Raw genomic sequence first — 24289 nt, 5'->3', positions numbered from 1 at the left:
TTGATAACCACAGTTTTTTTTAATTAATTATTTATAATTAGTCTTAATAAAAATTAAATGAATAAAAAATATTTTCTTATTATCTTTTTTAACCTTATATCAATATGGTTTATTCCTGTACTTGCTCAACAATATCAGAATGGGGTTTATGGAACCATTACTGATCAAGATGGTAATCCGGTTGCCGGAGCCACTATTTCCCTAGCCGGTACTAAAACTGGAGTAATAAGTGATCTTACTGGAGCCTATCATTTAAAAACAAACCTTACCGGATCGCAAGAAATAAAAGTCAGTTTTATTGGATTTAAAACTTATACCGAAACCATAATTTTGGAAGCTACCAGTAGTTATCAACTTGACATAGCCCTGGAAACGGGCTATAATCTCAGCGAAGTGATGATTATTGGCAAAAATAAAATTCAGGAGATAGAAGCATTGGCTTACAATGTAGATGTCATTGATGCTACTAAATTGAAAAACAGCACGCTGGATGTTGCTCATGCCCTGGACAGAGCTTCGGGAATTCGAATGCGCGAGAGTGGAGGTGTTGGATCAAGAATGAGCCTATCCATGAATGGTTTTCGGGGTAATCAGGTTAAAATTTTTATTGATGGTATTCCTATGGATAATTTCGGAAGTGCTTTTCAACTCAATAATATTCCTATAAACCTTGCTGAGCGTATAGAAATTTATAAAGGTGTAGTGCCTGTTGGTTTAGGAGCCGATGCTTTGGGAGGTGCGATTAATATCATCACCAATACTTATGAGAAAGACCGATTAGATCTTTCTTATTCCTACGGATCATTTAATACACATCGCACCAATGTCGACATGACTAAAGTCTTTAAAAATGATATTATCGTAAACATCAATGCATTTCAAAACTATTCCGATAATGATTATAAAGTCAATGTTGATGTGGCAGATGTGAATACCGGAGCTTATAGCCGTAACCAGGAAGTACGACGATTCCATGACCAGTATCATAATGAGACTTTTATAGGAAGCTTTGGAGTGATCAATAAATCCTACGCAGATCGCCTTCTTTTTGGCATCACTCTGGGGCAGGTATACAACGAAATTCAAACCGCACAACGGCTGGTACGGGTTTTTGGTCAACGCCATTCAAGAAGCAACATTATCATGCCTACTTTAAAGTATCAAAAAAAGGATCTTTTTGTTGACGGTTTCGATGCCTCTATCAATGCTAATTACAATCTGGGAAAAGAACAGGTAATTGATACAGTTAATCGCAGATATGACTGGTATGGTCACCACAAAGAACTGGGTAATGGAAATCCCGGCGGGGAGCAATCCTATACGCATTCGAGATTTCAAAATAATAACGGACTGGTAAATGCTTCATTTAATTATAAAATAGATGAGCATCAAAAGTTATCTCTTAGTAATGTTTTTACCAGTTTCGACAGGAAACAGGAAAACCTGCTTAACCCTGAAGAGAATAATTATAACCCGCCAAGAAAATCATTTAAAAATGTTCTTGGTATTGGCTATCAAATAGAACAAAAAGACTGGAGTACCACCCTATTCGCAAAAAATTATAATCAGGTTAATAACTTCATCCAATCCTATCGAGAATCCGGAAGCAATGATCCTATAGAAATTGAGCGATATAACCAACTTAATAATTTTGGCTGGGGGATTGCTGGGACCTATTTTATTGATGATCGACTTCAATTAAAGGCATCCTACGAGAAGAGTTACCGATTGCCTACAGGTAATGAACTTTTTGGAGATGGGAACATCACCCTGGAAGGAAATACAGATTTAAAACCGGAAAGCAGTCACAATTATAACTTCGGGATTGCCTATTCGTTTATACTTAGCAATGATCATCGCTTACATTTTGATGGCACCTTATTCTATAGAGATGCTAAAGATTTTATACGTCCAAGGTTGAATACCAATCAGGTATTACAAACCATGGAAAATCTTCAGGATGTCACCAATTTAGGAGGTGAATTACAAATCAATTACACCTATAAAAACTTTCTTGCAGGAATGAACCTTACCTACGAGAATTTAAGAAATAATACAAAATATGTAAATGGTACAGAAAGCTTATTGTATCGTGACCGCATTCCCAACATGCCCTATTTCTACGGAAACGGAAATCTTACTTACAATTTCAGCAATATAATGAATACCGGGAACCAATTGAGCCTGGGCTATAATTTGTTGTATGTACATGCTTTCTATCGCTATTGGCCCTCTTATGGAACAGCCAACACGAAGTATGGCATCCCTGAGCAATGGTCGCATGACCTTACCGCAACTTATATGATGGATCATTTTAGTTTCACACTGGAAATTCGAAATATTCTAGACAAAAACCTCTATGATAATTTTAGTTTACAAAAACCTGGTAGAAGCTTTACTGGGAAAATCAGCTATACCTTTTAATCAATTTTAAATCAATATATGACCATGAGACAAGTAAAAAGTTATTTTTTAATCTTCTTATTTTCAACTGCAATTTTTAGTTGTAGCGACGATGATACCCCTATAAATACAGATAAGGATTCTGAAGAAAACCCTGATCAGGGTGCTGGTGAAAATCCAGAAGATCCTTCACAGATAGAATCCAGATATGTGGTAGCTGCAACTCCAAATGCCCTGGAGGGAGTAGCCGACTATCTGTTGGCCTTAGAAAGTCTGAACTCAGGAGAAATCAGCTTAGTAGGTAATGGAGTTGAACAAGACGGAACCTATCGATATTATATTAGAAATAATAATAAGTTTTTTAGCTTATTATACGGGCAAGGAAATCCTGGGGCGGTAACCACCTACCAGTTAAACGCTATGGGGAAACTTGATATGATTTCCGATTTCCAGGCAGAAACGGTGCAATCATTTACAAATGTAGACGAAGAAATTCTAATGACTAAAATTTCCAGAAATTCTGCAGCTCCCTTTGCTTACTGGTATCGTCTTGATACGGAGTCTACACAAATAGTCGATGAAGGCCAAATAAATACAAAAGAAATTCTTGATAATGATGAATTGGCCTTTTTTACCTGGATGACCCAGGTTGGTGACCAGGTATATGCTCCATTTATGAGTGTAAAAGCCTGTTGTAATGATAGTTTCGGCACTGAATATCCAGACCAAGCTTGGATAGCGGTATACTCTTACCCCGAAATGCAATTAGAAACCATTATTGAAGATGATAGAACCAGCTTTATTGGCCGTTATTTTACAAGTGGCTTAGGAGTTGTTGAAAACGGTGACATCTATGCTTTTTCATCTGCGGTAGCCACCACTAACGGAGAAGCAAGTTCAACAAAGCCATCTGCTATTACAAGAATTAAGGCTGGAGAAGAAGTATTTGACCAATCTTATTTCTTTAATCTGGAAGAAGCTTCTAATGGATATTATATGACTGAACAGACCTATGTAGGAAATGGAGTGTTTGTATTGAATATGAGCCCTGTTGCCACTAAAGGAGCATATACAACAGGAAAACGATTGGCCATTGTTAACGTCTATGATAAAAATCTTATCTGGGTGGAAGGAATGCCAGCTGAATCTGATATTACAAATATTACCAGCCAAAATAACTATGTGGAAGATGATATCGTTCATATTGGGGTTACTACGGAAGCAGGAAGTTATATTTATCAGATAGATGCTACCACTGCTATGGCGACCAGGGGCATAGAGGTTAAAGGAGGAACCATTACTGCGATAAGCAAATTAGATATTGAAGAGTAATTGCTTTTTCACCTCTTTAAATTAATCTTAAATATGGAGAATAATTTTCTCCATATTTAAGATTAAACTATTATAATAAGCACTATAGTCTGCAATATGGCATAACTTGTGACAGGTTATTCCAGTACCTGTATGACTACTCTAGTTTTTAATACCTTTCAAAAAAATAAACTCTAATATCTTAATAATTTAAATACTTTTTAATAAGCTTAAAGCGATAATTTATAATTTAGAACTTATACTTTAGTATGGACAAAAAATAGTTATTAATCATGCATGAGTTGCAAGCTGCTGACTTTTATATCCTCACGTTTCTATTATTTATTCTATTTATCATAGGAACGATAGTTGTAGACCTGAATGGATTTACACAAATAATTAAAAAGATCTGGAGGAAATTTTTTAAATCCAGAAATACATCAGAATAAGTTTTTGTTTTTCGAAAACTAAAAAATAATCACGCCTTTTGCTTCCTGTCTTCTCTCCTATCCCATAGTGAAATTATCTGCCCAATAGTATTGACAAACACATTTTGAATATTTCATCTTTAGTATGCTGAAATTTTTTATAAAATTTCAGATCTCAATATCCGTGATATAAACTATAATTCCCCTGAAGGTATCCCCAGAGGAATTAATGTATTACTGCATATAGCTTAGTCTAACTTTATTAAAAAGATATAAGCAAAAACCTGTAGTTTTACTTTTTATAATTTACGGAATATTATTTCTTATTTTTTGAATATCGCTGAAATAATCTCTGTCTTTCTTCAGGGGATAATTTCCAATATTCAATTAGAGGATTTTTTTTCACCTTTTCTTTATATTCTTCGATAAACTTTTGGTTTAAGATATCGTTGTCTTCATACTTTACGCGTAATTCTTCGAGCTTTTTATGAAGTTCTTTTTGAACTTCTGCATATTCAGAATCACCATAAACATTATTCATCTCACTAGGATCTTTCTCCAGATCATACAGTTCCCAAACATCCATATCATAATAAAAATGAATTAATTTGTACTTATCTGTAGTAATTCCATAATGACGTCTTACATCGTGTTCAGAAGGATGCTCGTAATAGTGATAATAATGTGCATCTCTCCAGTCTTCAGGAGTATTCCCTTCTAAAACAGGTACTAAACTTCTTCCTTGCATATCATCAGGAATATTTGTTTCCGCTAAATCCAGAAAAGTTTCGGCAAAATCAAGATTCGAAACCAGCTCGTTATTTTCTGTTCCTGCTTTTATTACTCCAGGCCATTTAACCAATAATGGAGTTCTTAATGATTCTTTATACATCCATCGTTTATCAAACCAGCCATGTTCTCCTAGATAGAATCCTTGATCTGAAGTGTAAATCACAATCGTATTTTCATCTAAACCAGCTTCTTTTAAGTAATCTAAAACATGACCAACACTTTTATCTACGCCGGCTACAGATGCTAAGTAATCTCGCATATAACGCTGATATTTATATCGGGTGAGCTCATCTCCTTTAAGGTTTGCTTTCTTAAACTCTTCATTAATAGGACCATATATTGAATCCCACATTTTTTGCTGAGCTTCGTTAAAACCAGCTTGTGGCTTATCGGTTATTTTAATATCCTGATCCATTTTCATCGCATCAGCGATAGACATATAGTTTAAAGATGCTACTTTTCTATTGCCTGAGTAATCATCAAACAAGGTCTCCGGCTCAGGAATTTCTACACCTTCGTACATCCCTAATTCTTCTGGACCAGGTTGCCAAGGTCTGTGCGGAGATTTATGACCCAAGAACAGCATAAAAGGTTGGTCATCCGATTTTACGGAATCTATCCAGCTAATAGCTTTTTCGGTGATAATATCTGTAGCATAGCCTTCTAATTGGTATTGCCCTTCTTTATTTACAAAAAAGGGATTATAGTAAGAACCTTGCCCGGGTAAAATATCGATATAATCAAAACCTTTGGTTGGGGTTTGCCCTAAATGTAGTTTACCTAAAACCCCAGTTTTATAGCCAGCCTCCTGCAACAACTCTCCAAAAGTTTGTTGAGTAAAGTCAAATTTACTACCTATCGTATTATCCACAAACCCATTTTCGTGACCGTATTTTCCAGTCATTATAGTGGCTCTTGAAGGTCCGCAAATGGAATTTGTGACCAAGGCGTGATTAAACAACATCCCATCATCAGCTATTCTATCGATATTAGGTGTGGGTGCTACTTCTGCCAATCTTCCGCCATATGCACTAATGGCCTGATAAGCGTGATCATCACTAATAATGAAGACAATATTTGGTCTTTTTTTTGTTTCTTTTTGTTGAATTTCCTGCTGACTTTCTTCTTTGTTCTCTTTACAAGAAGCAACCGCTAGAAAAATTGCAATTACATAAAAAACAATTTTTATGAGTTTCATAAATAATTTTATTTAAATGAATAACTTATCTTAATTCTTCAGAGTTTCCATATCTACATCAAGATCAAAAGTGTTATTTACTTTCTCTACGGTAATGTCGTTAGCTAAATTGAAATTTTTAGCAGTTTTAATGTCTAAAGAAGAGCCACCAATTTTTACGGTATAGGTTCCTTTTTCAGCAATCCAGGCACTTTTAGCATCTACAAAAGAAGCTAAATCTTTTGCCTTTAAAGTGAATGTTAACTTCTGAGATTTTCCGGGTTGGAGCAATTTAGTTTTTCCAAAAGCTCGCAATTCTTCTGAAGGTTTATCAAGCATTTTTGAAGGCGCAGAAACATATACCTGAACTACTTCTTTCCCGGCAACATTTCCCGTATTGGTAACTTTTACTGAAACTTTGATCTCATCTTTAAAATTGTTATTGCTGAATGCTATATCTGAATACTCAAACGTGGTATACGACTCACCAAAACCAAATTCATAAGAGGGTTTTACATTAAAAGTATTAAAATAACGATAACCAACATAAATGCCTTCTTTGTAAAATACCTCTTTAGGATCGTTAGCAGGAACTCCTGGGAAGTTAGCTGCAGAAGGCTCGTTGTTATAATCCATTGGAAAAGTCATTGTTAATTTTCCGGAAGGATTTTTAACCCCAGAAATTACATCGGCAACAGAATTTCCTCCTTCTTGCCCAGGTTGCCAAGCTAATAAAACGGCATCAACTTTATCTTTCCAGCTGGCGGTTTCAATAACGCCACCAATATTTAAAATCACAATCACTTTTTTACCTTCAGCATGAAAGGCATCACTAACGGTATTGATCATTTTTATTTCATCCTGACCTAAATAGAAATCATTATTTATTTTTCTATCGTGTTGCTCACCGGCATTTCTACCTATGGTAATTACGGCAACTTCAGAAGATGCTGCTTTTTCTGTTACCATTTCTTTTGCCAGCGGCATCTCTGGAATACGTTGTACAGCGGCCAATAACCCTTCTGCTGCACGACGTTTCATTTCCTTTTCGGTAGCTGCTTTTACAAAAGGAACGTAGGTTTTTTCTAAATCCTGATCGATGCTATACCCGGCATTTTTTAATCCTTCCAGTAACGAAACGGTATAAGCTTCATTTACATCACCACTTCCTGTTCCTCCGGCAATAAAATCATAAGAAGTATTTCCAAAAAGAGCAACGGCACCTGATTTATTGGTATAAGGCAAAGTTTTTTCTTCATTTTTCAACAACACCATTCCTTCAGTAGCGGCATTACGCGTTACTTCAGCGTGTGCTTTTAAGTCTGGATTATCGCTATACTTATAGTTTTCTACCGTTGGCGTTTTTAAAATATAATTTAAAATATGACGCAGGTTTCTATCTATAGCCGCCTCATCTACCTTACCTTCTTTAATAGCTTTTAGTAAAGCCTCTTTTTGGGCTTTTGTTCCTGGCATCAATAAATCGTTACCGGCTTCCATTTGCGCTATAACATCGCTTACATTACCTTTCTCATTAATAGCAGCGAAACCCGAATACCCGCCAAACCAATCGGTCATCACCATTCCTTTATAGCCCCACTCATCTCTTAACACCTTGATTAACAAATCTTCATTAGCGGAAGCATACGTCCCATCAATTTTATTATAAGCAGTCATCACTGTCCACGGATTGGCTTCTTTTATGGCAATTTCGAAACCACGTAAGTAAATTTCCCGCATCGCACGCTCGCTAATATGGGCGTTAACCGATAAACGATTAGTTTCTTGATTATTTGCTGCAAAATGTTTTACGGAAGTACCTACATCGTGTGACTGGATTCCTTTGATATAAGCAGAAGCTATTTTACCGGAAACTAGAGGATCTTCAGAATAATATTCAAAGTTTCTTCCGTTTAATGGATTTCTATGAATGTTTAACGCAGGAGCCAATAATACATCTACACCATACTCTTTTACTTCTTCTCCCATCGCTTTTCCCACTTCTTCAATTAAATCGGTATTCCAAGAAGAGGCTAATGCAGTTCCTACAGGAAATGCAGTGGCATAATAGGTATTAGGATTGTTTTGTCTTTTTGGCTGAATTCTTAGTCCGGCAGGACCATCTGCAAAAACGGTCTTAGGAATCCCTAAACGCTTCACTTCTTCATTTCCTCCGGCTTGCCCTAAAACACGTACGTCAGGCTCTCCCTCTAAAGGGACCAAACCTGCATAACCAGGCATCCCGGGCCCCACTAATAATTCTACCTTTTCTTCCGGCGTCATTGCCTGGATTACTTCGTCTACAGAAGCTTTTCCTAACTGAGGCGCTTTTTGAGCATTTGCCAGCTGTAAAGAGCCTAATACTACAAAAGCTAAAAGCTTTAGTTTGTTCATTTTCATATACTATTATTTATTGAGGTATTTATATTGAGTTAACCAGTCTTCATATCGCTTATACCAAGTATCTACCGGTAAATTTTGAGTTCCCATTCCAAACCCGTGACCGCCTTTGGCATACATATGCAATTCTACCGGATATCCGGCTGCTAGCCATTTATTATAAAGAGCAATACTTTTTGGAGCTAGTTTTAACTGATCGTCGCTGGCGGCGACAATAAATAATGGAATTTCTTTGGGAATATCCTGAGCCATTAAATCGTCGCTAGGTCCTCCATAAAGTGAAGCTGCGAAATTAGGAAGTGTTGCTTTACTTGTACTTCTAAGCACACTTTCTAAAGCTACAGTAGCTCCGGCAGAAAATCCAATCACTCCCACCTTGTTTTTAGCGATATTAAATTGAGCTGCATTATCTCTTACATATTTTAAAGCAGTTTGCATATCTTGCCCAGCCAATTTTTTGATTTTAGCTCTTTTCGCATCAAAATCAGCGCGATCTTTTAAACTTTCCATTAATTCTTTTGCAGGAGAATCTGTTTTAGAATGTACTAAACGATATTTTAACACAAACGCAGTTACCCCTTTAGAAGCTAATTCTTTAGCTAAATCGATACCTTCCCGATTGATTGATAAGGTTTGAAAACCTCCGCCAGGAGCGATTATAATTGCTGTTCCGTTTGGAGTTTCCGGTTTAAAAACCAATAACGAAGGATCGGTCACATTATACACCACTTCAGTTTTAAATAAATCGGAAAATTTTTGTGCTTCTTCCCAATTCCAATCTTCAGAACCGAGCGCTTTTCCGTCGTAAAGTTTGATCACCTCATCTTGGGCAGATAACTGAAAAACAGCCATAAATAATCCCAAGAAAGCTATAATTTTAGTTTTCATTTTTATTGTTTTTTAAATTTTAAAGTTCTTTTATCTTTAATGACGCCATTCCAGTCTAGACCGAAACCGAAATCATATGTATTGCCTTCTGAATCTTGATACGGAATCATATCGAAAGGCACATCTTCTTGTTGCGCTTCTACCGTTTCCATATTGGCTGGCATTTGTAAAGGCAATAATCCTGAAGGTTCTTGTTTTCCCGAAACAATATCCATTACTGCCTGGGTTGAAATCCCAAAGTTGAGAACAATTCCTTCTACCTGAGATTCAAATTCACTAAAAATCATCGGTTTATTTGCTGTTACCGAAACAATAACCGGTTTATCACCCATCAACATTTTGGTATCTTCAATGGTTCTTAAGTCCATTATGTTTGAAGAGGTTGACGATTTTCCTTTGTAGGAACGATTGGTGATTTCTGGATCTATCACAGGATCTCCGGCAGCAATACTTTTTTCTCTGGCGGTTGTTGCGGTATAGGTTTCATATTGAAGAGAAATAGGCACATAACCATTACCGCCTTCTTTACGATCTACTTCACTATAACCGGCTTCTTTAGTTTGTGGATTTCTCACAAAAACCAGTGCAAAATCTGCCTCTTTTGGATTATTTGTGACCTTGTAATACTTTTTGATCAATTCTAAATCTACCGGATAATCAAATGTTGCCGGAGTAGGAATACCCCACCAATCGGTTGAAATCGGCGTATAAATTTTAGGGATGTAAACGGTTTTCTTTTCTTTAATCGGCAATACCTGATCTTTATTTTTTAGCATTACGACAGATTTCACCTGCGCTTCGTAGCCAGCCTGCATAAATTCAGCATTACCAACGATTTCTTTGGTTTCTTGAATATTTAAATATGGATTTTCAAATAATCCGGTTCTAAAGATATTCTTCAGCAAACGTACCGCAGAACGTTCAAAGCGCTTACGCATATAGTCTTCACCAAGTTCTTTAACGCCCATTTGGTAAGCTTCTAAAACCGGACCTTTTTCGTTATTTCCACCAAATTGGTCTACTCCTGATTTTAGTACTTTATAATGACGTTCAGCCACACTAAGTGCTTCCGTTCCCCAAGGTTTTCCGGCAAAAGTTCCCGGAGTTTTTCCTTCATCGGCAGTGATTAGCCAATCGGTACATACCACACCGTCGTAACCGTATTTGTCGCGAAGCAGTTCAGTAATCATATATTTACTAAAACCATTCCCTACATTCTCGTTATAAATATCATCCCGATCAAAACTAATCGTATAATAAGGCATAACGGCAGCTGCTTTTTGAGTACCTCCATCCAATTTAAAAGCACCTTCTGTAAAAGGTTTTAAATGGTCTTTAAAATTATCTCCCGGATAAACTGCAAATTTTCCCATCGCCCAGTGAGCATCACGGCCTCCTTCTTCCGGACCACCACCCGGCCAGTGTTTAACCATTGCATTTACACTTTCATATCCCCAACCACTGTTGATTTCAGTATTTTTACCTGAAGTCTGAAATCCTTCAACATAGGCTTTCCCCATCGCTTTTACTAGTTCTGGCGATTCGCTAAATACATAAGCGATACGGTACCAGCGTGGCTCGGTTCCTAAATCTATTTGCGGTGAAAGTGCGGTAGTAATCCCTAAAGCACGATATTCTTTAGCGGCTATCTCTCCAAATTGTCTTACCAACTCTGGATCAAAGGTCGCTCCCATAGCTAAGCCATCAGGCCATAGGGAGATCGTTCCTCCTGCCCCGGCATTAAATTCTGAAGTAACTGTAGCTGTATTTCGTGGATCTGAACTATTATTGGCGGGAATTCCCAAACCTAAACTTTCTACATAGGCCTGTACATTATTATTCCATTCAGCGGCAACTTCCGGAGATTTAACAGCAGTAAGTAAAACGTGTCGTAAATTATCATCTTTTAAAAATTGCTTTTGCTGATCTGAAATTGCTGAAGCTTTCGCTCCGCTTTTAGAAAAAGGCTTTCCGTTATAGGTTCCTGCACCAAAACCACCTTCGCGGGCAGGAATGGATTGATGTTTACTGTATAGCATTAACCCGGCAATTTGTTCAACAGACATTTTTGAAGCGAGATCTTTAGCCCGCTTTTCTACAGGAAGCCGCCAATCTTCATAAGAATCTAATTTTCCATTCTTATTTAAATCTTTAAAAGATTCTCCGTTGTCTTTAATGATTTTAACTCCAGAATTTTTACTGTAGCCTAAAACGGTTCCTGATTTACTGGTGAGGGTTTTTATATCCTTAGCTTCTTGTGAAAATCCTATTTGGATCCCTAAAGCTAAACTTAGGAATAAACAAGTTTTTGTTTTCATAATGCTGTGATTTATAATGACCCAAAGCATCCAGGTGTGGATGCTTTGGGTGGTATTGATTTTTAAAAATTAAAGCCTACAGAAAGTTGCGCGGTAAACGGACGAATATAAGATGAGGTTAATAATCTTCCGTAATACGGTTCTGGATCTTCAATTAATTCGGCCCCGTTAATGGTTCCTTTGGCACCTACCTGGTTTAAGAAGTTTACTAACGTAAGGCCAAAATTTAAATGATCGTTGAATTTGTAATTTACACCTCCAAAATTCTCCCATCTAGGTGCGAACGTCAGGGCGTTATTTATATTAGCATATTGCTCGCTGAAGTATCTAAAGCTTGCCCAAACTTTCCAGTCTTTATAGGTATAACTTGGATCTAATTCGATTAAAACTTTAGAAATTTCTAATACGGTTTTATCGCTAAAATCATATGTGTTACCAAATGCATTAAATGTAAAGTCTTTATATTTTGGATCCTGTAAGGTTACTAATCCGTGAAAACTGAAACCTTTAAACGGAGTTAACACCACATCTGTAGTCCAGCCTAAGGTTTCAATATCGTAATACGTGGTGGTTTGTTGTTGCTGGGTATCATCCTGAGGGTTTACTAGATTGAAACGCTTTAGATAATTGTTTTTAGTTAAGTAGGTAACCTGCGATACCAAGCTAACCCAATCGCCATTATAAAATATACCGGCAGCACCTAAGGGACTTTTGCTGGTAGTAGTATTTGGACTCAAAGCAGCAGAATATCTTTCTAACCTACCATTTTCCTCGGTATATTGAAAGTTGGCCAATACACCAAATTTATTGGTTAAGTTATAGGAAGCATTGACCTTTCCGGCTATATTGAACCAGTTTTTATTAATAGGTGTTTTTTCTGCATCCTGAATAGTAAAATCGATACCTCTCTGTTGTAAGGAGTATTCTCCGTCAATATGATGATGTCTAAAGAATATTCCGTAATTTAATTTAAATCGGTCGTTTACCTGCCAATCGTCGCTAGCATAAACCGCTAATTTGTTTTCTATACCAGTGTGAAATTCTGCACCTCCATTATATCCGTAAAACCCATATTCATCTGTATTGGGACCGATTAATCGTTGTGGCTGATTTTCTACTGTTTGAAAGAAAAGGGAACGATTAGACAAATAATTATCTATATCATAATATTGCTCCAAAATACCAAGTGTTACATGGTGATCTTCTATTTTTTTATTGATGGAGAATCTTCCCATAATGGCAGTTGTAGATATTTCCGGGCTATTCATTCCTAATTGAGTACCTACAGCTCCTGTATAGGCTTCTCCGGTACTGGCAATAGTATATCCATCCTCCGCATTGGCATTAAGAATACTTAGTGGAATAATATTCAATAAGGAAGCTTTCGCTAAATGTAAACGTGTAGAATATTTAAAATTCCAGCCATTGTCCATAAGGTAATTACCAAAGATGTCTACATTATGAGATGTGTTGGTATTGTCATTACCATCCATTGATGCCCAATAATAATCACCCCCATCAATATCTTTAAAACGTACTTTACCATCTCTTACAATATAGGAATCGCGACCAATTCTAAAATCATCTATTTCGTTGGCTTCGCCATCAGGCCCGTATTCTATAACTGCATAATTGGTAGTGGTGTAAGAATCTGCATATTTATAAGAAATATTAAATTCTCCCTTACCATCTTTAAAACGTTTGGTGATACCCGCTCTAAAAATTTTGGTTTGGTCGGCATAATTGTTATAACCTAAATCATAGGTACTGGGATCGAAGTTTACAAACGCTCCAGCTGTATACGACCAGCCATTATCAGAAATAGGTCCTGAAACATTCAAGTCTCCCTGAAACCATCCAAAATGGCTGCCTGTAAGTTTTCCTTTTACTTGAAATTTTTCAGTACCGGTTTGTGTATACGAATTTACGGCAAAACCTAAATCGCCCATCGTACTGGCTAATTCATCCATTTTTAAAAGTCCGGTTCTTTGAAGACTTACACTTTGCCTCCAGGTTTTGTTAGGTAATTCTGGCCAAAAAAGATAAACTACAGGTAAATCGTTTTCGAGAATGGTAATACCTCCCACACTTCCCGGCAAACCTATGTTTACATCTCTGGGACCAGAGTTACTGGATGCGTTTAGCATTACATTCCTATCACTGCCGTTTTTCTTGCCATCAACTTCGTTGTCTCCTTTCAACTCCTGTTGTAAGGCAACTGAATCCTGTACTTTTAAATTTTGATTTTCCTCTTCCTGTGCAAAAAGTGATGATGAGGCACATAAAGAAAGTCCTGCGAATAATAGGCTTAGCCTTCTTCTTTTAAAATTTTTGTCGATATATTGCTTCATTTTGAAACTTTTATGAATTAATTAAATTTTTTTCCATCGCAAATGAACCTTAGATGGAAAAAAATTACTTTTAGTTTTTTCAGTTTTTATGCATTTAAAGTTGATGCTTCTTCTTTTAGAATTGCTTCTTGGAAATACTGTGCTGCTTTTTTCATCTTTTTGAATTGAGAATAAATTTTTGAAACCTGTTTTTTAAAGTTATATAGCTTGCTTTAATACGTTAGCAAAAAGTCTTACTTATGCTGCATCATTGAATTTTGTCTTTTACTGATCTCAATCATGGCTATTCCCTAAATATTATTTTTGAATACCTTCCATATTCCTCCGTAAGTACCAATAATATTAAACTAATAACCGTCTAACATGTTAAAAACAAAGATTAGGTCTCTTAGACTATGAAGTGATTCAGTTTTGATTCCATAGCCATCTGCTGTTCAATCTTATGTTTACAAATAATCATTAATTAGAGCAACTACCTAAGGGCAACCCCATGTGAGATTTCATTATTCACATTATTATTAAGGTTTTATGTTATACATCTATTGACTCCCTTTCGTTATCAGGCAATAAAGCGGAATAATACTGCGTCATAATCTTGTAATCCTCATGATAACGATTTCGAGCTGACACATCATTGATTCAATATGAAGCAATATTACAGATATTTACTAATGTTTCAAAGTGAAACTTTCTTAAAAAAACCTATAATTTTAAAATTTTATAAATTATGAACTCTATATTTTATCAATATATGGAAATGAGGGAAGTGTAATTCCTTAAATTTATTCGAATCACATTTATGAAGATTCCAAGAACTTTTATCGTAGAGGCTATTGGCAGTTCTATATTAAAATGATGTTGTCAAAATATAACAGGTTTTGATCCTGTTCTTTAGCAAGACCTTATTGAATGATTGCATACGGAAAGCTAAACTGTCCTTCCCCCTCCCGTTCTTTCAATACCATCAAAGATCATGGTACCAAGAGAGAGAAATTAAAAATCTTTTGCAATTGCCAGAAACCCCATCAACTATGGATTTCTAAAAACTAGTCCTTAAATAAGAAATTAGAGTACCAGCTTAGATTTGTAGTTATTTAAAAATTTAAGGCATTCCTTTTTTAATAGAAGTTACTTTAATCTGGCTATCGAATTCTAAAATTTTCTTGATAAAGCTCTCGTTGGTAAGCGGACTTATATAAATTTCATTATAAATATCATATTTGAGGATTAATCCTTTTCTCGCCGTAGCTGGTCGTAATCCTATCCATACAGTTTTACCTTCTACAATTTCGGTAATTTTCTCTAATGGAATTTCTCCCTTTAAAGGCCCTCCTCTATATTTAAAATAATGTGGGGTAAGTTCGTATTCAGTTCCAAAGTTGAACCACAATAAAAGTCCGGCTATTAGTATAAGTAAAATGTCTCCAACAATAAAATTCTGGTTGCGTGTATTTTCAGATAAAAACTGATATACAAAAACACTACATACAATTGCTGTAAAACCAAAAATAACTGCTAGAAAAAAAACATCTTTTCGGCTTCTAAATTTCATAATTCAATAGGGGGATTTGGATTTTTGCTATTGGTCGGATTTTTCTTTTACAAATTTCAACAATAATGGTAAAGCAGGATAAACCATGTTATGCCCGTAACCATCCATTTCGTAAAGTTCTATTTCTTTTTGGCCGGCAACTTTCATCATTCTGTAAAAATAGGCGTTCTCTTCATAGCGACCCAACATTTCTAATTCGCGATCTCCTGTGATTAGTAAAGTTGGTGGCGCATCCTTTCTTACGTAAAATAAGGGTGCCCATTTGTCTACTATAGGCTGCGTACCGGGAATACCTTTTTGATCTCTAATGGTAAAATGAGTAATGGTATGACCGCTAAAAGGTATTAATCCGGCAACATCATTGGCATCTATATCGTATTTTGCCAAATTATCTTTATTCATTACCGCCATTAAAGCCAGATATCCACCAGCAGAATGTCCTGAAATATAAATATTTGAAGTATCTCCATGATACTTTTCGATGTTATTAAATACCCAGGCAATGGCAGCGCTTGCATCATCTATAGTTTCTTCAGCCTTAATTTTTGGCGCCAGGCGATAGCCTACACCTACCACTACAATTTCTTTATTTTTTAACTCCTGCTGAATTTCTTTTCCGCCTCCAGTCAATCCCCCTCCATGAAACCAAACGATTACAGGATATTTTTTTCCTTCATCTTTTGGGAAATGAATATCCAGTTTGGATTGTTGTTTCATATATTCTGAAGTTGGACTCTCGTAATATTGAATATCCTTAACCTCCTGATATTGCTGTGCTAGTAGTTGTAAAGACAACAATAAAAAGAAAACACTTAATCTTAATTTCATTTTTTTGAAAAATTTTACTTACTGATTATTTTTTTATTGACTCATATTTACTCCTAAAAAGGAACCATTTAATCGGACTAATCATTACCCGTGACGAATCTCTTTTATCTTCCATTCCGGATATTGAGAAATAAGTAGTATCCTGAGCGGAATAAAATTGTGATGATAGTTCCTATTTATTTTGGCGGCTTGATAAACCAGTAACTAGGCCAGTTCAAAGATTATTTTTTTCATGATGATGAATTTTGCTAAAACCTTAAACTAATTTAGGTAAAATATGCTTTTATCTGAAATCCTTTGTAAAGAAAGTATTTTATAATGCTAACAAAGCACAAAGCTTATTTTATTTTATTTGATTTTTTTCTGAAAAAAGAGTGATTTTTAAATAGTACAAACGATTAATGATATAAAGACCTGATAACATAGGTAATGAAACCATCGAGAGAAGACATTACAGTAATAATTGAGAAAAACAAAAACCTGATTTTTAAGGTGGTGAATGCTTATTGTTATTATCCAGAAGAACAAGAAGATCTGATCCAGGAAATTATTATTCATCTTTTAAAAAGCTATAAAAGGTTTGACTACGGTGTACAAATAACCACCTGGATATATAAGATAGCATTTAACGTGGTGATTTCTTACAACCGAAAAATAAAGACCAGAGAGAAATACTTTGTTCCTTTAAAAGAGAAATTTGTTCATATTCAGGATGAAAATAAGGTTGAGGACGATGAAAATTTAAAAAAACTAAATCATTTTATTGCACAATTAAAGCCATTACATAAAGCTTTAATGATTATGTATTTAGACCAAAAAAACCATAAAGAAATTGCTATGGTTCTAGGAATTTCAGAAAGTAATGTGGGAACTAAAATAAACCGAATTAAAAAAGAGCTAAAAACGAAATTTAAAAAATAAGTTATGGATATCGATCAATTACGAAATGCGTGGCAACAACAAGAAGAAAAATTAGAGGCTACCAGAGCTTTAAATGTAAAGATTTTAAAAGAACTAAAATTGGAGCACACTAAATCGAAAATAAAACAGCTTCTTTATCTACCAGTTAGCACCTTATTATTTTGTTGTTTTATTATTTGCTATGCCACAATTTTTATAATCTCAAATTTTGGAACATGGTATTTCGTATTTTCAGGCATAGTGATTCTGTTTTTTGCCATTGCCTTTGTATTTTCTTCAGTTCATCAATTGCGTATTATTCTGAGTCTAGATTACCAGCAACCAATCACCATATTGCAACGAGAACTTTCAAAATTAAAACTTTCGGTTATCTATAATTTAAAAATCGCTGCTGCTGTATTACCCTTTAGTCCATTTATAGGAATATTTACTATCAAGGCAATCTTAAATTTCGATGTTACAGAAATAATCTCTTTACGGCAGGTCTTGATATTTGCCGGGATTACTGCGATACTACAACTAATATCTTTGTTTTTTTCAGCTAAACTTAGTGCTAAAAATAAAGACAAAAACTACATGAACTGGTTATTAAAGGCTAATGGTAGCCAAATTAATGAAGCTAAATCATTTTTATCAGAAATTGAAGATTTTAAATAATAATGACATTATATATTATCAAAAGTGACTAACATCCGAATCTGCTAAACTATCCATCTTGATTAAAGTCAACTTGTATAATCACCATTAATAACTGTTTACTTTTTGACTAACTAAGAGTAAATGAAAAACAAGTAGTAAAAAATATCTAAGAGGTTAATTATCAATCTCTAAAATAAAATTACTCCTACCATAAAAGTTTTTAAATTTCACTTTAAATGTTTCCACATAGCAAGAGGAAGAAATATAGCTGATGTAAGATTTACCTAAAAATTGTGCTAACTTTAGCTCATAAAAAACCTTACCTAAAATGGATTTTGGAAAAATTTTTCATTTTTTAATCGACCTGCAAATTAACAATAACAGAAACTGGTTTAATGACAATAAATTGAGGTATGAAGAAGCTAAGGATGAGTTTGTCATGTTCCTGGATGATTTTTTGTCTAAATTAAAGGCTATTGATCCTCAAATTAACGTAGAAGATCCCAACAAGTGCATGTTTAGGATTTATAGGGATGTGCGGTTTTCTAAAAACAAAGCCCCTTATAAAACTAATTTTGGCGCCTATATTGCTAAAGATGGTCGTAAAAGTGGGAATGCCGGATATTATATGCATATAGAACCAGATCGTTGCTTTGTTGGTGGAGGAATTTACAAACCAGATGCCCCAAATTTAAAAGCCATTCGACAGTATATTTTTGATCATACCAAGGATTTTAAAGACATCATTAAAAATGACAAATTCCAGTCTTATTTCCCTGAAATTTATGGCGAAAAACTGAAGCGTGCCCCAAAAGATTTCCCTAAAGATTTTGAGGAAATAGAATTGCTAAAACATAAAAGTTACGCAATGATTCATCCCGTTAAGAACGAATTTTGGGAGCAAAAAGATCTAGAAAGACAATTGATAGAAATCTATAAATGTTTGCTGCCTTTTAATCACTTTCTTAATAAGGCTGTAGAATAAACTATAATTAAAATTAAGCAGCATACATGACCAAATTTAGCGAAGAAAATTAAATGACTTTAAAATATCTTACTTTCAGTATTTCAATTTGTTTTATTTCCTGGATCGTTGGCATGATTATAAATTTTGCTCTAAGTAAAACAGAATTTTACGGAAAATTATCAAATATTAACTGTATAAGGAGTACAAAGGTGAACAAGTTTATTGGTTTAAGTATTTTTAAATGGATTGTAAAAAATACGTTCTTTAAATTTTTTAATCCTAAGCTACAGCTAAAAAATAAAGCAACAGCTAAAGAATTAATTGATTTAAGACAAGAAATGACCTTTGCTGAAATAAGTCATTTTATTGGTTTTTTCTTTGTCATGTTCTTTGCTACACTAAAAGTGCTTCGTGCAGAATTTATCTTCTCTGCATGGATTGTGTTTATGAATGTTTTAATGAACTTATATCCCTCTTTATTACAGCAGGAAAACAAAAGACGTATCGATCATTTTTTACAACGCATTCCGCTAAAAATCATTAAAAAAAGCCTATAAATCCTGATTATTATGACACTAATTTTTAAATCATTTATAAAATGAAACTAGTATTTATCGCATTATTCTGTTTTAGCTTAAATGCTGTTGCCCAAACACAAACTGAATTAAATCAAGAGGCCTACGCAGAATTTGCGGAAGCAGATAAAGAATTAAACAATGTTTATCAAAATATCCTAAGAACATATAAGTCAGATTCCCAGTTTATATCCAAATTAAAAAGTACTCAACGAATTTGGATTGAGTTTAGGAATGCCGAATTAGAAATGAAATTTCCTAAAAAAGATAAATCTTATTATGGCTCTTCTTATCCTATGTGTAAAGCCCTTTATCTAAAAGAACTTACAGAGGAGCGTACCAAAAAACTAAAAGTGTGGCTAAATGGAATTCAGGAAGGTGATGTTTGCCAAGGTTCGGTAAAATCAGTTTGATTTTTCTAACATACAAGCAAAATAAAGGGCTATCAATCCTCTTTCTTTTATTACGATAAGATAATTATACAACTCTGCAAAAAGGAATACATATCTTAAATTTAGAACACTCTTCATCAAAAACGAATCACAAAATAGAATGATTAAATATTCGCCGGTATGAATTCTAATTCACTTAAAGGTTTTGCTGACTCATTTTCTATGACTTTTTTCAGATATTATTGAATAATGTTATAAATATTCTATTTTTTATACGCCAAAAATTAAAATTACATAAATGTTAATTTTTTAAAAAATAAAAAACTTAACTTACTATAATAGAGATAATTAATTATATTTGTTTTGCCCTACTTATGTTATATAAATCATAAATTTTTAATTTACGATTTATATCTTACCTACTTAATATTTCGGATAAAAGGTTTGGACCTAATTTATCTGAGAAATTATGAGCCCCTATAAATTATTAAAAAACTAATTGATAGAACTAATGAATAAGATTAAGCTAAATCTTTTGTTATTATTTTGCTCTTGTTGGTTATTCGTTTTATCCGGTTGTGATAACGAAGAGTACGGAATGTATGAAGTTGATAGAATTGTGGGATCCTGGAAATTAGTTGAAGTTTATAATGACAATGGAGATGGTCGCGGCCAATGGAGCCCCGCTGAAAATGCCTACAGTTATACCTTTAATGAAGATGGTACTTTTAGCTCTACGCGCTTTTCTCAGTGCAACACAGGCAACTACTCGATCCAAAATGATGAGATTTACTTGGATTTTGATTGCAACAATAACAATAGAACGATAGGAATAGCCAGCACCTCATCTACTATTATAGAAGAGGTTGATTATGAAGGCATTAATGTTATTTTCATTCCTGCTTATCCCGCCTGCCATCAAGGTTGTAGATTAAAATTTGAACCTATAAACTAATTTCATATTCGTATAAAGTCTATTTCTGGATTGAAGCCTCAACTAAATAACTACAAAATAAATGCAAGTAGAGAATTAGGCTAAGTTACCTCCTCGCATGCTTATGAGGTAGTTCTTATAGGATTGTATTTAATTACCCCAGGATTCTTATTATCGGATAAATCTGAAGTTCTATTATCACAGGTCTTATCTTAGTTTTGCTTGCTTAGTATCATTGTTTTTGGAGTCCAAACGGGGTTGCAGGTAAATCATCTTTCCATGTCACTCCAAACTTCGCACTAAGATCTGATTATGCGCAGTAACATATTTCATCATTAAAGGATCTACTACACAATTTTTACTTATCATTCCTACACCGTATTCCTCGGTAAATCGCGTAAAATCTATAGGCTTATTGTTTATCCCGTTATAAACAAAATTCATTCCTATATCAGGATTATTTGTATAGATAGTAACACCGGATACAGCATTAGATTTTATTTTACTTTCTAATCGTATCCTTATGATATTTTTTCTTGAAGTTATTTTTGAAGGATAAAGAATATAGCTAACAAACTCTTCAGCATAAAAACCAAACTGATATTTGCCTTTTTTAGGAAGTGTAATTTTAAAGTTTTCCAAAGAGGTAATTTCAATTTCCTCATCCAATTCAGTAATAAAAAATGTTCCGGAAGAGAATGTCACATCAGTTGCATTCTCAAAAACAACCTCAGCTATTATTTCTTTGGTTTCTGCCTCGACGGCAATAGAACATAAAAAGAATAAGGCGAGTAGTATTTTTTTCATGATATCAAACTATTTTGATCGAGGTGAAACTTATACCTTAAATACGAATGCATAAACCGAATGTTGCAATATTGGCTTATCCATATAAAATAGTCAGCTTAGGATATCCTAATTTTGTAAAATAGTATTGGTTAAAAACTATTCCTGAATCCAATTTACAATTTCAGAGTCGTTTGGAAGTACATTAGAATTCTTTACGGCTACTACTCTACCATTTTGATCGATTAAATATTTCTGGAAATTCCATTTCACTTCAGAATCTTTAAATCCGTTTTTAGCTTTCTCGGTTAAAAACTGATACAATGGATGCTTTTCATCTCCCTTAACTTTAATCTTTGCCATCATAGGAAATTCCACTCCATAATTCTGCTGGCAGAATTCAGAGATATCCTCATTGGAGCCTGGCTCTTGATTTCCAAAATCGTTGGAAGGGAAACCTACGATTACAAAATCCTTATACTTATATTGTTCGTAAATATGCTGTAATTCGGCATACTGCGGTGTAAAACCACATTTACTTGCCGTGTTAACGATCATTATCTTTTTACCTTTTAGAGAACTGAAATCGAATGTTTCTCCATTAATATCTTCAACTTTAAATTGATATATCGTTTTATTGTTTTGGGCTATTAGAGTAGTTCCAAAAATTAACGCAAGCACCAAAAGGATTTTTTTCATCATCATAATTTTAAAATCAACATATTAAACAATTTTAAAACAGGCCCAGAGCATCTATTAAAAATTGCTTTTTATTTCGAGGCGTCCTGATCGCTATAGAAACCAGATCAGTAAATCTATTCTCGATTATTGAGTAAAAGTAAGTATTTAATTAATATCTAAAAATTAACAACTTAGAAAGATTCAGTTTAGACAAAAGTAGTATTTTTATCCAAAATTAGACACTAACGTTATTTTTGTCGAAAAAAAATGGAATCAAAAGAAGATTTTGTACGAATGCAGATTATAGAAGCTTCTAAAACCGTATTTAAAAAATACGGTTTTAAGAAAGCGACTATGAATCATATTGCTAAAGCATCAGATAAAGGACGCAGTACTTTATATTATTACTTTCAAAATAAAAATGAGGTTTTTGAAGCTTTTGTTAAAGCTGAATACAATAGAAGAATTGAGAAAACCTTTAATAATATATCAAAAGAATTTAGTATCGAAAAAAACCTTTCTAATTATAGAAATATAAAATTGGATCATTTAATAACACTTTCCAATACCTATACCTACATATTAACCGATCTAAAAGAGAACGCTATTTTTTTATATCAACTTTTAGACGGCATTAGAGCTGAAGAGGTTAGTATCATCGAGAAGTGTATTCAATGGGCCGTAGAAAAACAGGAAATTAAGTCGATTTCCAAAAAGGACATTAATTTTTTGGCTTTCTCCCTGGTGACTGTTACCGATAGTCTTGAAAAAGAAATTTTTCTTTACCAGCGCTTCCCTAAAGATATGTTTGATCAATTAGAATGGATTAACCAACTTATGATAAAAGCACTTCAACATTAATTTATTAATATTTCATTATGCTTAACATTCGTCCCGCATTGTTAGTAATTCTTTCTGTTTTGGCCATTAGCTGTGGCGAAGAAAAGAAATCTGTACCCATCAAGCCAATCGTCGTAAAAACCATTGAAATTGGTAACCAAATGGAATATCAAAATAACCAAAATGTTGGTTTTACCGGCAAAATTATAGCCAATAAAACGGTAAACCTTAGTTTTCAGATCGGCGGAACTATAGAAGTTTTAAACGCTGAAATGGGGGATTTTGTCCAAAAAGGAGCCTTGTTAGCACAGGTTGATGCTACCGCTTATAAAGAAGAATACGAAGCTCGAAAAGCCCAGGCCGATCTTGCCAAAGAAAATTACGAGCGTATCAAGGAAGTATATCAAAAGGGAAGTATTGCCGAGATTAAAATGATCGAAGCACGATCTAATTACAATCAGGCAAATGCAGCGGCAAATGCAACATTCCAAAATGTAAAACACAGTAAATTATATGCGCCGTTTAGCGGATATATTGGCGCGAAAATAATGGAACCCGGAGATTTAGCCAGCCCCGGCAGACCGGTTTTTCAATTACTGGATATAAATAATGTAAAAGCGGCCATCCCAATCCCGGATGGCGAGATTAACCAGTTAAAAAAAGGAGATAGTGCGAAGGTAAAAATCGATGCTTTGGGAGATCATTTTTTCTTCGGAAAAGTTGCTGAAATTTCTATTCAGTCCAATCAGCAAAATCCCGTTTATATCGCCCAAATTCTTTTGGAGAATCCAGAAAGGTCGATCAAACCCGGAATGTCATGTTCGGCTTTTATTGATTTTAAGGAAAGTGATACTTCTGAAACCTCCGATATTATCCTCCCTGTTAACGTAGTTTCTGTGACTGAAAAAAATCAATATTTTGTTTTTGTTGCTGAAAATGGAAAAGCAAAACGGAAACTGGTTACCACCGGAAAACTCTACAGCAATGGTATTGCTATAACTTCTGGTTTGAGTGCTTCAGACCAAGTCATTACTTCAGGTTATCATAAACTAACCGATAATACACCTATCAAAATTGCCCAATAAATCAAAACATAAGTTTAGATT

The 24289-nt window shown here is 34.4% G+C and carries 19 protein-coding genes; 10 read left to right on the top strand and 9 right to left on the bottom strand.

Going from position 1 to position 24289, the window contains the following annotated elements; genetic code table 11:
- The first annotated feature begins 57 nt into the window (after positions 1-57).
- Entirely contained in the window at positions 58-2424 is a 2367-nt protein-coding gene (locus tag AC13DP_RS19675) for a TonB-dependent receptor (RefSeq protein ID WP_483068331.1), read from the top strand.
- A gap of 24 nt (positions 2425-2448) precedes the next feature.
- Positions 2449-3735 carry a DUF4374 domain-containing protein gene (locus tag AC13DP_RS19670; RefSeq protein WP_347406801.1) on the top strand — a complete coding sequence of 429 codons (1287 nt, stop codon included), beginning with the start codon at positions 2449-2451 and terminating at the stop codon, positions 3733-3735.
- A 723-nt stretch (positions 3736-4458) separates the two neighbouring features.
- Here AC13DP_RS19670 and AC13DP_RS19665 read toward each other — a convergent pair.
- From AC13DP_RS19665 to AC13DP_RS19635, 7 genes are all read right to left on the bottom strand, one after another.
- Positions 4459-6132 carry a sulfatase family protein gene (locus AC13DP_RS19665; protein WP_347406800.1) on the bottom strand — a complete coding sequence of 558 codons (1674 nt, stop codon included), beginning with the start codon at positions 6130-6132 and terminating at the stop codon, positions 4459-4461.
- 30 nt (positions 6133-6162) lie between these two features.
- On the bottom strand, positions 6163-8511 hold the full coding sequence (locus AC13DP_RS19660) for a beta-glucosidase family protein (protein WP_347406799.1): 2349 nt from the start codon (positions 8509-8511) through the stop codon (positions 6163-6165).
- A gap of 6 nt (positions 8512-8517) precedes the next feature.
- Positions 8518-9399 (bottom strand): alpha/beta hydrolase, encoded by an 882-nt coding sequence (locus AC13DP_RS19655; protein WP_483068330.1) that lies wholly within the window; start codon positions 9397-9399, stop codon positions 8518-8520.
- 2 nt (positions 9400-9401) lie between these two features.
- Entirely contained in the window at positions 9402-11717 is a 2316-nt protein-coding gene (locus AC13DP_RS19650; protein ID WP_347406797.1) for a glycoside hydrolase family 3 protein, read from the bottom strand.
- 62 nt (positions 11718-11779) lie between these two features.
- Positions 11780-14068, bottom strand: a complete 2289-nt coding sequence (locus tag AC13DP_RS19645) for a TonB-dependent receptor (RefSeq protein WP_347406796.1) — start codon at positions 14066-14068, stop codon at positions 11780-11782.
- A gap of 1102 nt (positions 14069-15170) precedes the next feature.
- Positions 15171-15620, bottom strand: a complete 450-nt coding sequence (locus AC13DP_RS19640) for a PH domain-containing protein (protein WP_013071077.1) — start codon at positions 15618-15620, stop codon at positions 15171-15173.
- A gap of 27 nt (positions 15621-15647) precedes the next feature.
- On the bottom strand, positions 15648-16448 hold the full coding sequence (locus AC13DP_RS19635) for an alpha/beta hydrolase (protein WP_347406795.1): 801 nt from the start codon (positions 16446-16448) through the stop codon (positions 15648-15650).
- A 429-nt stretch (positions 16449-16877) separates the two neighbouring features.
- On the opposite strand from AC13DP_RS19635, the gene AC13DP_RS19630 reads away from it, so the two are divergent.
- The 6 genes from AC13DP_RS19630 to AC13DP_RS19605 all read left to right on the top strand — a co-directional run bounded on the left by AC13DP_RS19630 (position 16878) and on the right by AC13DP_RS19605 (position 20897).
- Positions 16878-17369: an RNA polymerase sigma factor gene (locus AC13DP_RS19630; RefSeq protein ID WP_347406794.1), complete on the top strand. Its 492-nt coding sequence runs from the start codon at positions 16878-16880 to the stop codon at positions 17367-17369.
- A 3-nt stretch (positions 17370-17372) separates the two neighbouring features.
- Positions 17373-18026, top strand: a complete 654-nt coding sequence (locus AC13DP_RS19625) for a hypothetical protein (protein WP_483068329.1) — start codon at positions 17373-17375, stop codon at positions 18024-18026.
- A gap of 310 nt (positions 18027-18336) precedes the next feature.
- Complete coding sequence (locus AC13DP_RS19620) at positions 18337-18993, top strand: DUF2461 domain-containing protein (protein ID WP_483068328.1); 657 nt, start codon at positions 18337-18339, stop codon at positions 18991-18993.
- A 53-nt stretch (positions 18994-19046) separates the two neighbouring features.
- Positions 19047-19532, top strand: a complete 486-nt coding sequence (locus tag AC13DP_RS19615; RefSeq protein WP_483068327.1) for a glycosyl-4,4'-diaponeurosporenoate acyltransferase CrtO family protein — start codon at positions 19047-19049, stop codon at positions 19530-19532.
- 41 nt (positions 19533-19573) lie between these two features.
- Positions 19574-19963 (top strand): lysozyme inhibitor LprI family protein, encoded by a 390-nt coding sequence (locus tag AC13DP_RS19610; RefSeq protein WP_483068326.1) that lies wholly within the window; start codon positions 19574-19576, stop codon positions 19961-19963.
- A gap of 490 nt (positions 19964-20453) precedes the next feature.
- Positions 20454-20897, top strand: a complete 444-nt coding sequence (locus AC13DP_RS19605; RefSeq protein ID WP_347406792.1) for a lipocalin-like domain-containing protein — start codon at positions 20454-20456, stop codon at positions 20895-20897.
- A gap of 261 nt (positions 20898-21158) precedes the next feature.
- Here the strand turns inward: AC13DP_RS19605 and AC13DP_RS19600 are convergent, their stop codons facing one another.
- Both AC13DP_RS19600 and AC13DP_RS19595 read right to left on the bottom strand, forming a co-directional pair.
- Positions 21159-21683 carry an FEKKY domain-containing protein gene (locus AC13DP_RS19600; protein WP_347406791.1) on the bottom strand — a complete coding sequence of 175 codons (525 nt, stop codon included), beginning with the start codon at positions 21681-21683 and terminating at the stop codon, positions 21159-21161.
- Positions 21684-21821: 138 nt separating this feature from the next.
- Entirely contained in the window at positions 21822-22361 is a 540-nt protein-coding gene (locus AC13DP_RS19595; RefSeq protein ID WP_228250136.1) for a glutathione peroxidase, read from the bottom strand.
- Between the two features lie 249 nt (positions 22362-22610).
- Here AC13DP_RS19595 and AC13DP_RS19590 point away from each other — a divergent pair, with 249 nt between their 5' ends.
- Entirely contained in the window at positions 22611-23204 is a 594-nt protein-coding gene (locus AC13DP_RS19590; protein ID WP_013071067.1) for a TetR/AcrR family transcriptional regulator, read from the top strand.
- Between the two features lie 17 nt (positions 23205-23221).
- Positions 23222-24268 (top strand): efflux RND transporter periplasmic adaptor subunit, encoded by a 1047-nt coding sequence (locus tag AC13DP_RS19585; protein ID WP_347406790.1) that lies wholly within the window; start codon positions 23222-23224, stop codon positions 24266-24268.
- The last annotated feature ends 21 nt before the right edge of the window (positions 24269-24289 follow it).

The organism is Zunongwangia sp. L-65, from assembly GCF_056859415.1.
This window is presented reverse-complemented; position numbering and strand designations above follow the sequence as displayed.

Coding starts and splice junctions, on each gene's coding strand:
- AC13DP_RS19595 (WP_228250136.1), bottom strand. CDS start 22,361: ATGAAAAAAATCCTTTTGGTGCTTGCGTTAATTTTTGGAACTACTCTA.
- AC13DP_RS19670 (WP_347406801.1), top strand. CDS start 2,449: ATGAGACAAGTAAAAAGTTATTTTTTAATCTTCTTATTTTCAACTGCA.
- AC13DP_RS19640 (WP_013071077.1), bottom strand. CDS start 15,620: ATGAAATTTAGAAGCCGAAAAGATGTTTTTTTTCTAGCAGTTATTTTT.
- AC13DP_RS19665 (WP_347406800.1), bottom strand. CDS start 6,132: ATGAAACTCATAAAAATTGTTTTTTATGTAATTGCAATTTTTCTAGCG.
- AC13DP_RS19660 (WP_347406799.1), bottom strand. CDS start 8,511: ATGAAAATGAACAAACTAAAGCTTTTAGCTTTTGTAGTATTAGGCTCT.
- AC13DP_RS19585 (WP_347406790.1), top strand. CDS start 23,222: ATGCTTAACATTCGTCCCGCATTGTTAGTAATTCTTTCTGTTTTGGCC.
- AC13DP_RS19650 (WP_347406797.1), bottom strand. CDS start 11,717: ATGAAAACAAAAACTTGTTTATTCCTAAGTTTAGCTTTAGGGATCCAA.
- AC13DP_RS19630 (WP_347406794.1), top strand. CDS start 16,878: ATGAAACCATCGAGAGAAGACATTACAGTAATAATTGAGAAAAACAAA.
- AC13DP_RS19610 (WP_483068326.1), top strand. CDS start 19,574: ATGAAACTAGTATTTATCGCATTATTCTGTTTTAGCTTAAATGCTGTT.
- AC13DP_RS19655 (WP_483068330.1), bottom strand. CDS start 9,399: ATGAAAACTAAAATTATAGCTTTCTTGGGATTATTTATGGCTGTTTTT.
- AC13DP_RS19645 (WP_347406796.1), bottom strand. CDS start 14,068: ATGAAGCAATATATCGACAAAAATTTTAAAAGAAGAAGGCTAAGCCTA.
- AC13DP_RS19600 (WP_347406791.1), bottom strand. CDS start 21,683: ATGAAAAAAATACTACTCGCCTTATTCTTTTTATGTTCTATTGCCGTC.
- AC13DP_RS19675 (WP_483068331.1), top strand. CDS start 58: ATGAATAAAAAATATTTTCTTATTATCTTTTTTAACCTTATATCAATA.
- AC13DP_RS19615 (WP_483068327.1), top strand. CDS start 19,047: ATGACTTTAAAATATCTTACTTTCAGTATTTCAATTTGTTTTATTTCC.
- AC13DP_RS19635 (WP_347406795.1), bottom strand. CDS start 16,448: ATGAAATTAAGATTAAGTGTTTTCTTTTTATTGTTGTCTTTACAACTA.
- AC13DP_RS19590 (WP_013071067.1), top strand. CDS start 22,611: ATGGAATCAAAAGAAGATTTTGTACGAATGCAGATTATAGAAGCTTCT.
- AC13DP_RS19605 (WP_347406792.1), top strand. CDS start 20,454: ATGAATAAGATTAAGCTAAATCTTTTGTTATTATTTTGCTCTTGTTGG.
- AC13DP_RS19620 (WP_483068328.1), top strand. CDS start 18,337: ATGGATTTTGGAAAAATTTTTCATTTTTTAATCGACCTGCAAATTAAC.
- AC13DP_RS19625 (WP_483068329.1), top strand. CDS start 17,373: ATGGATATCGATCAATTACGAAATGCGTGGCAACAACAAGAAGAAAAA.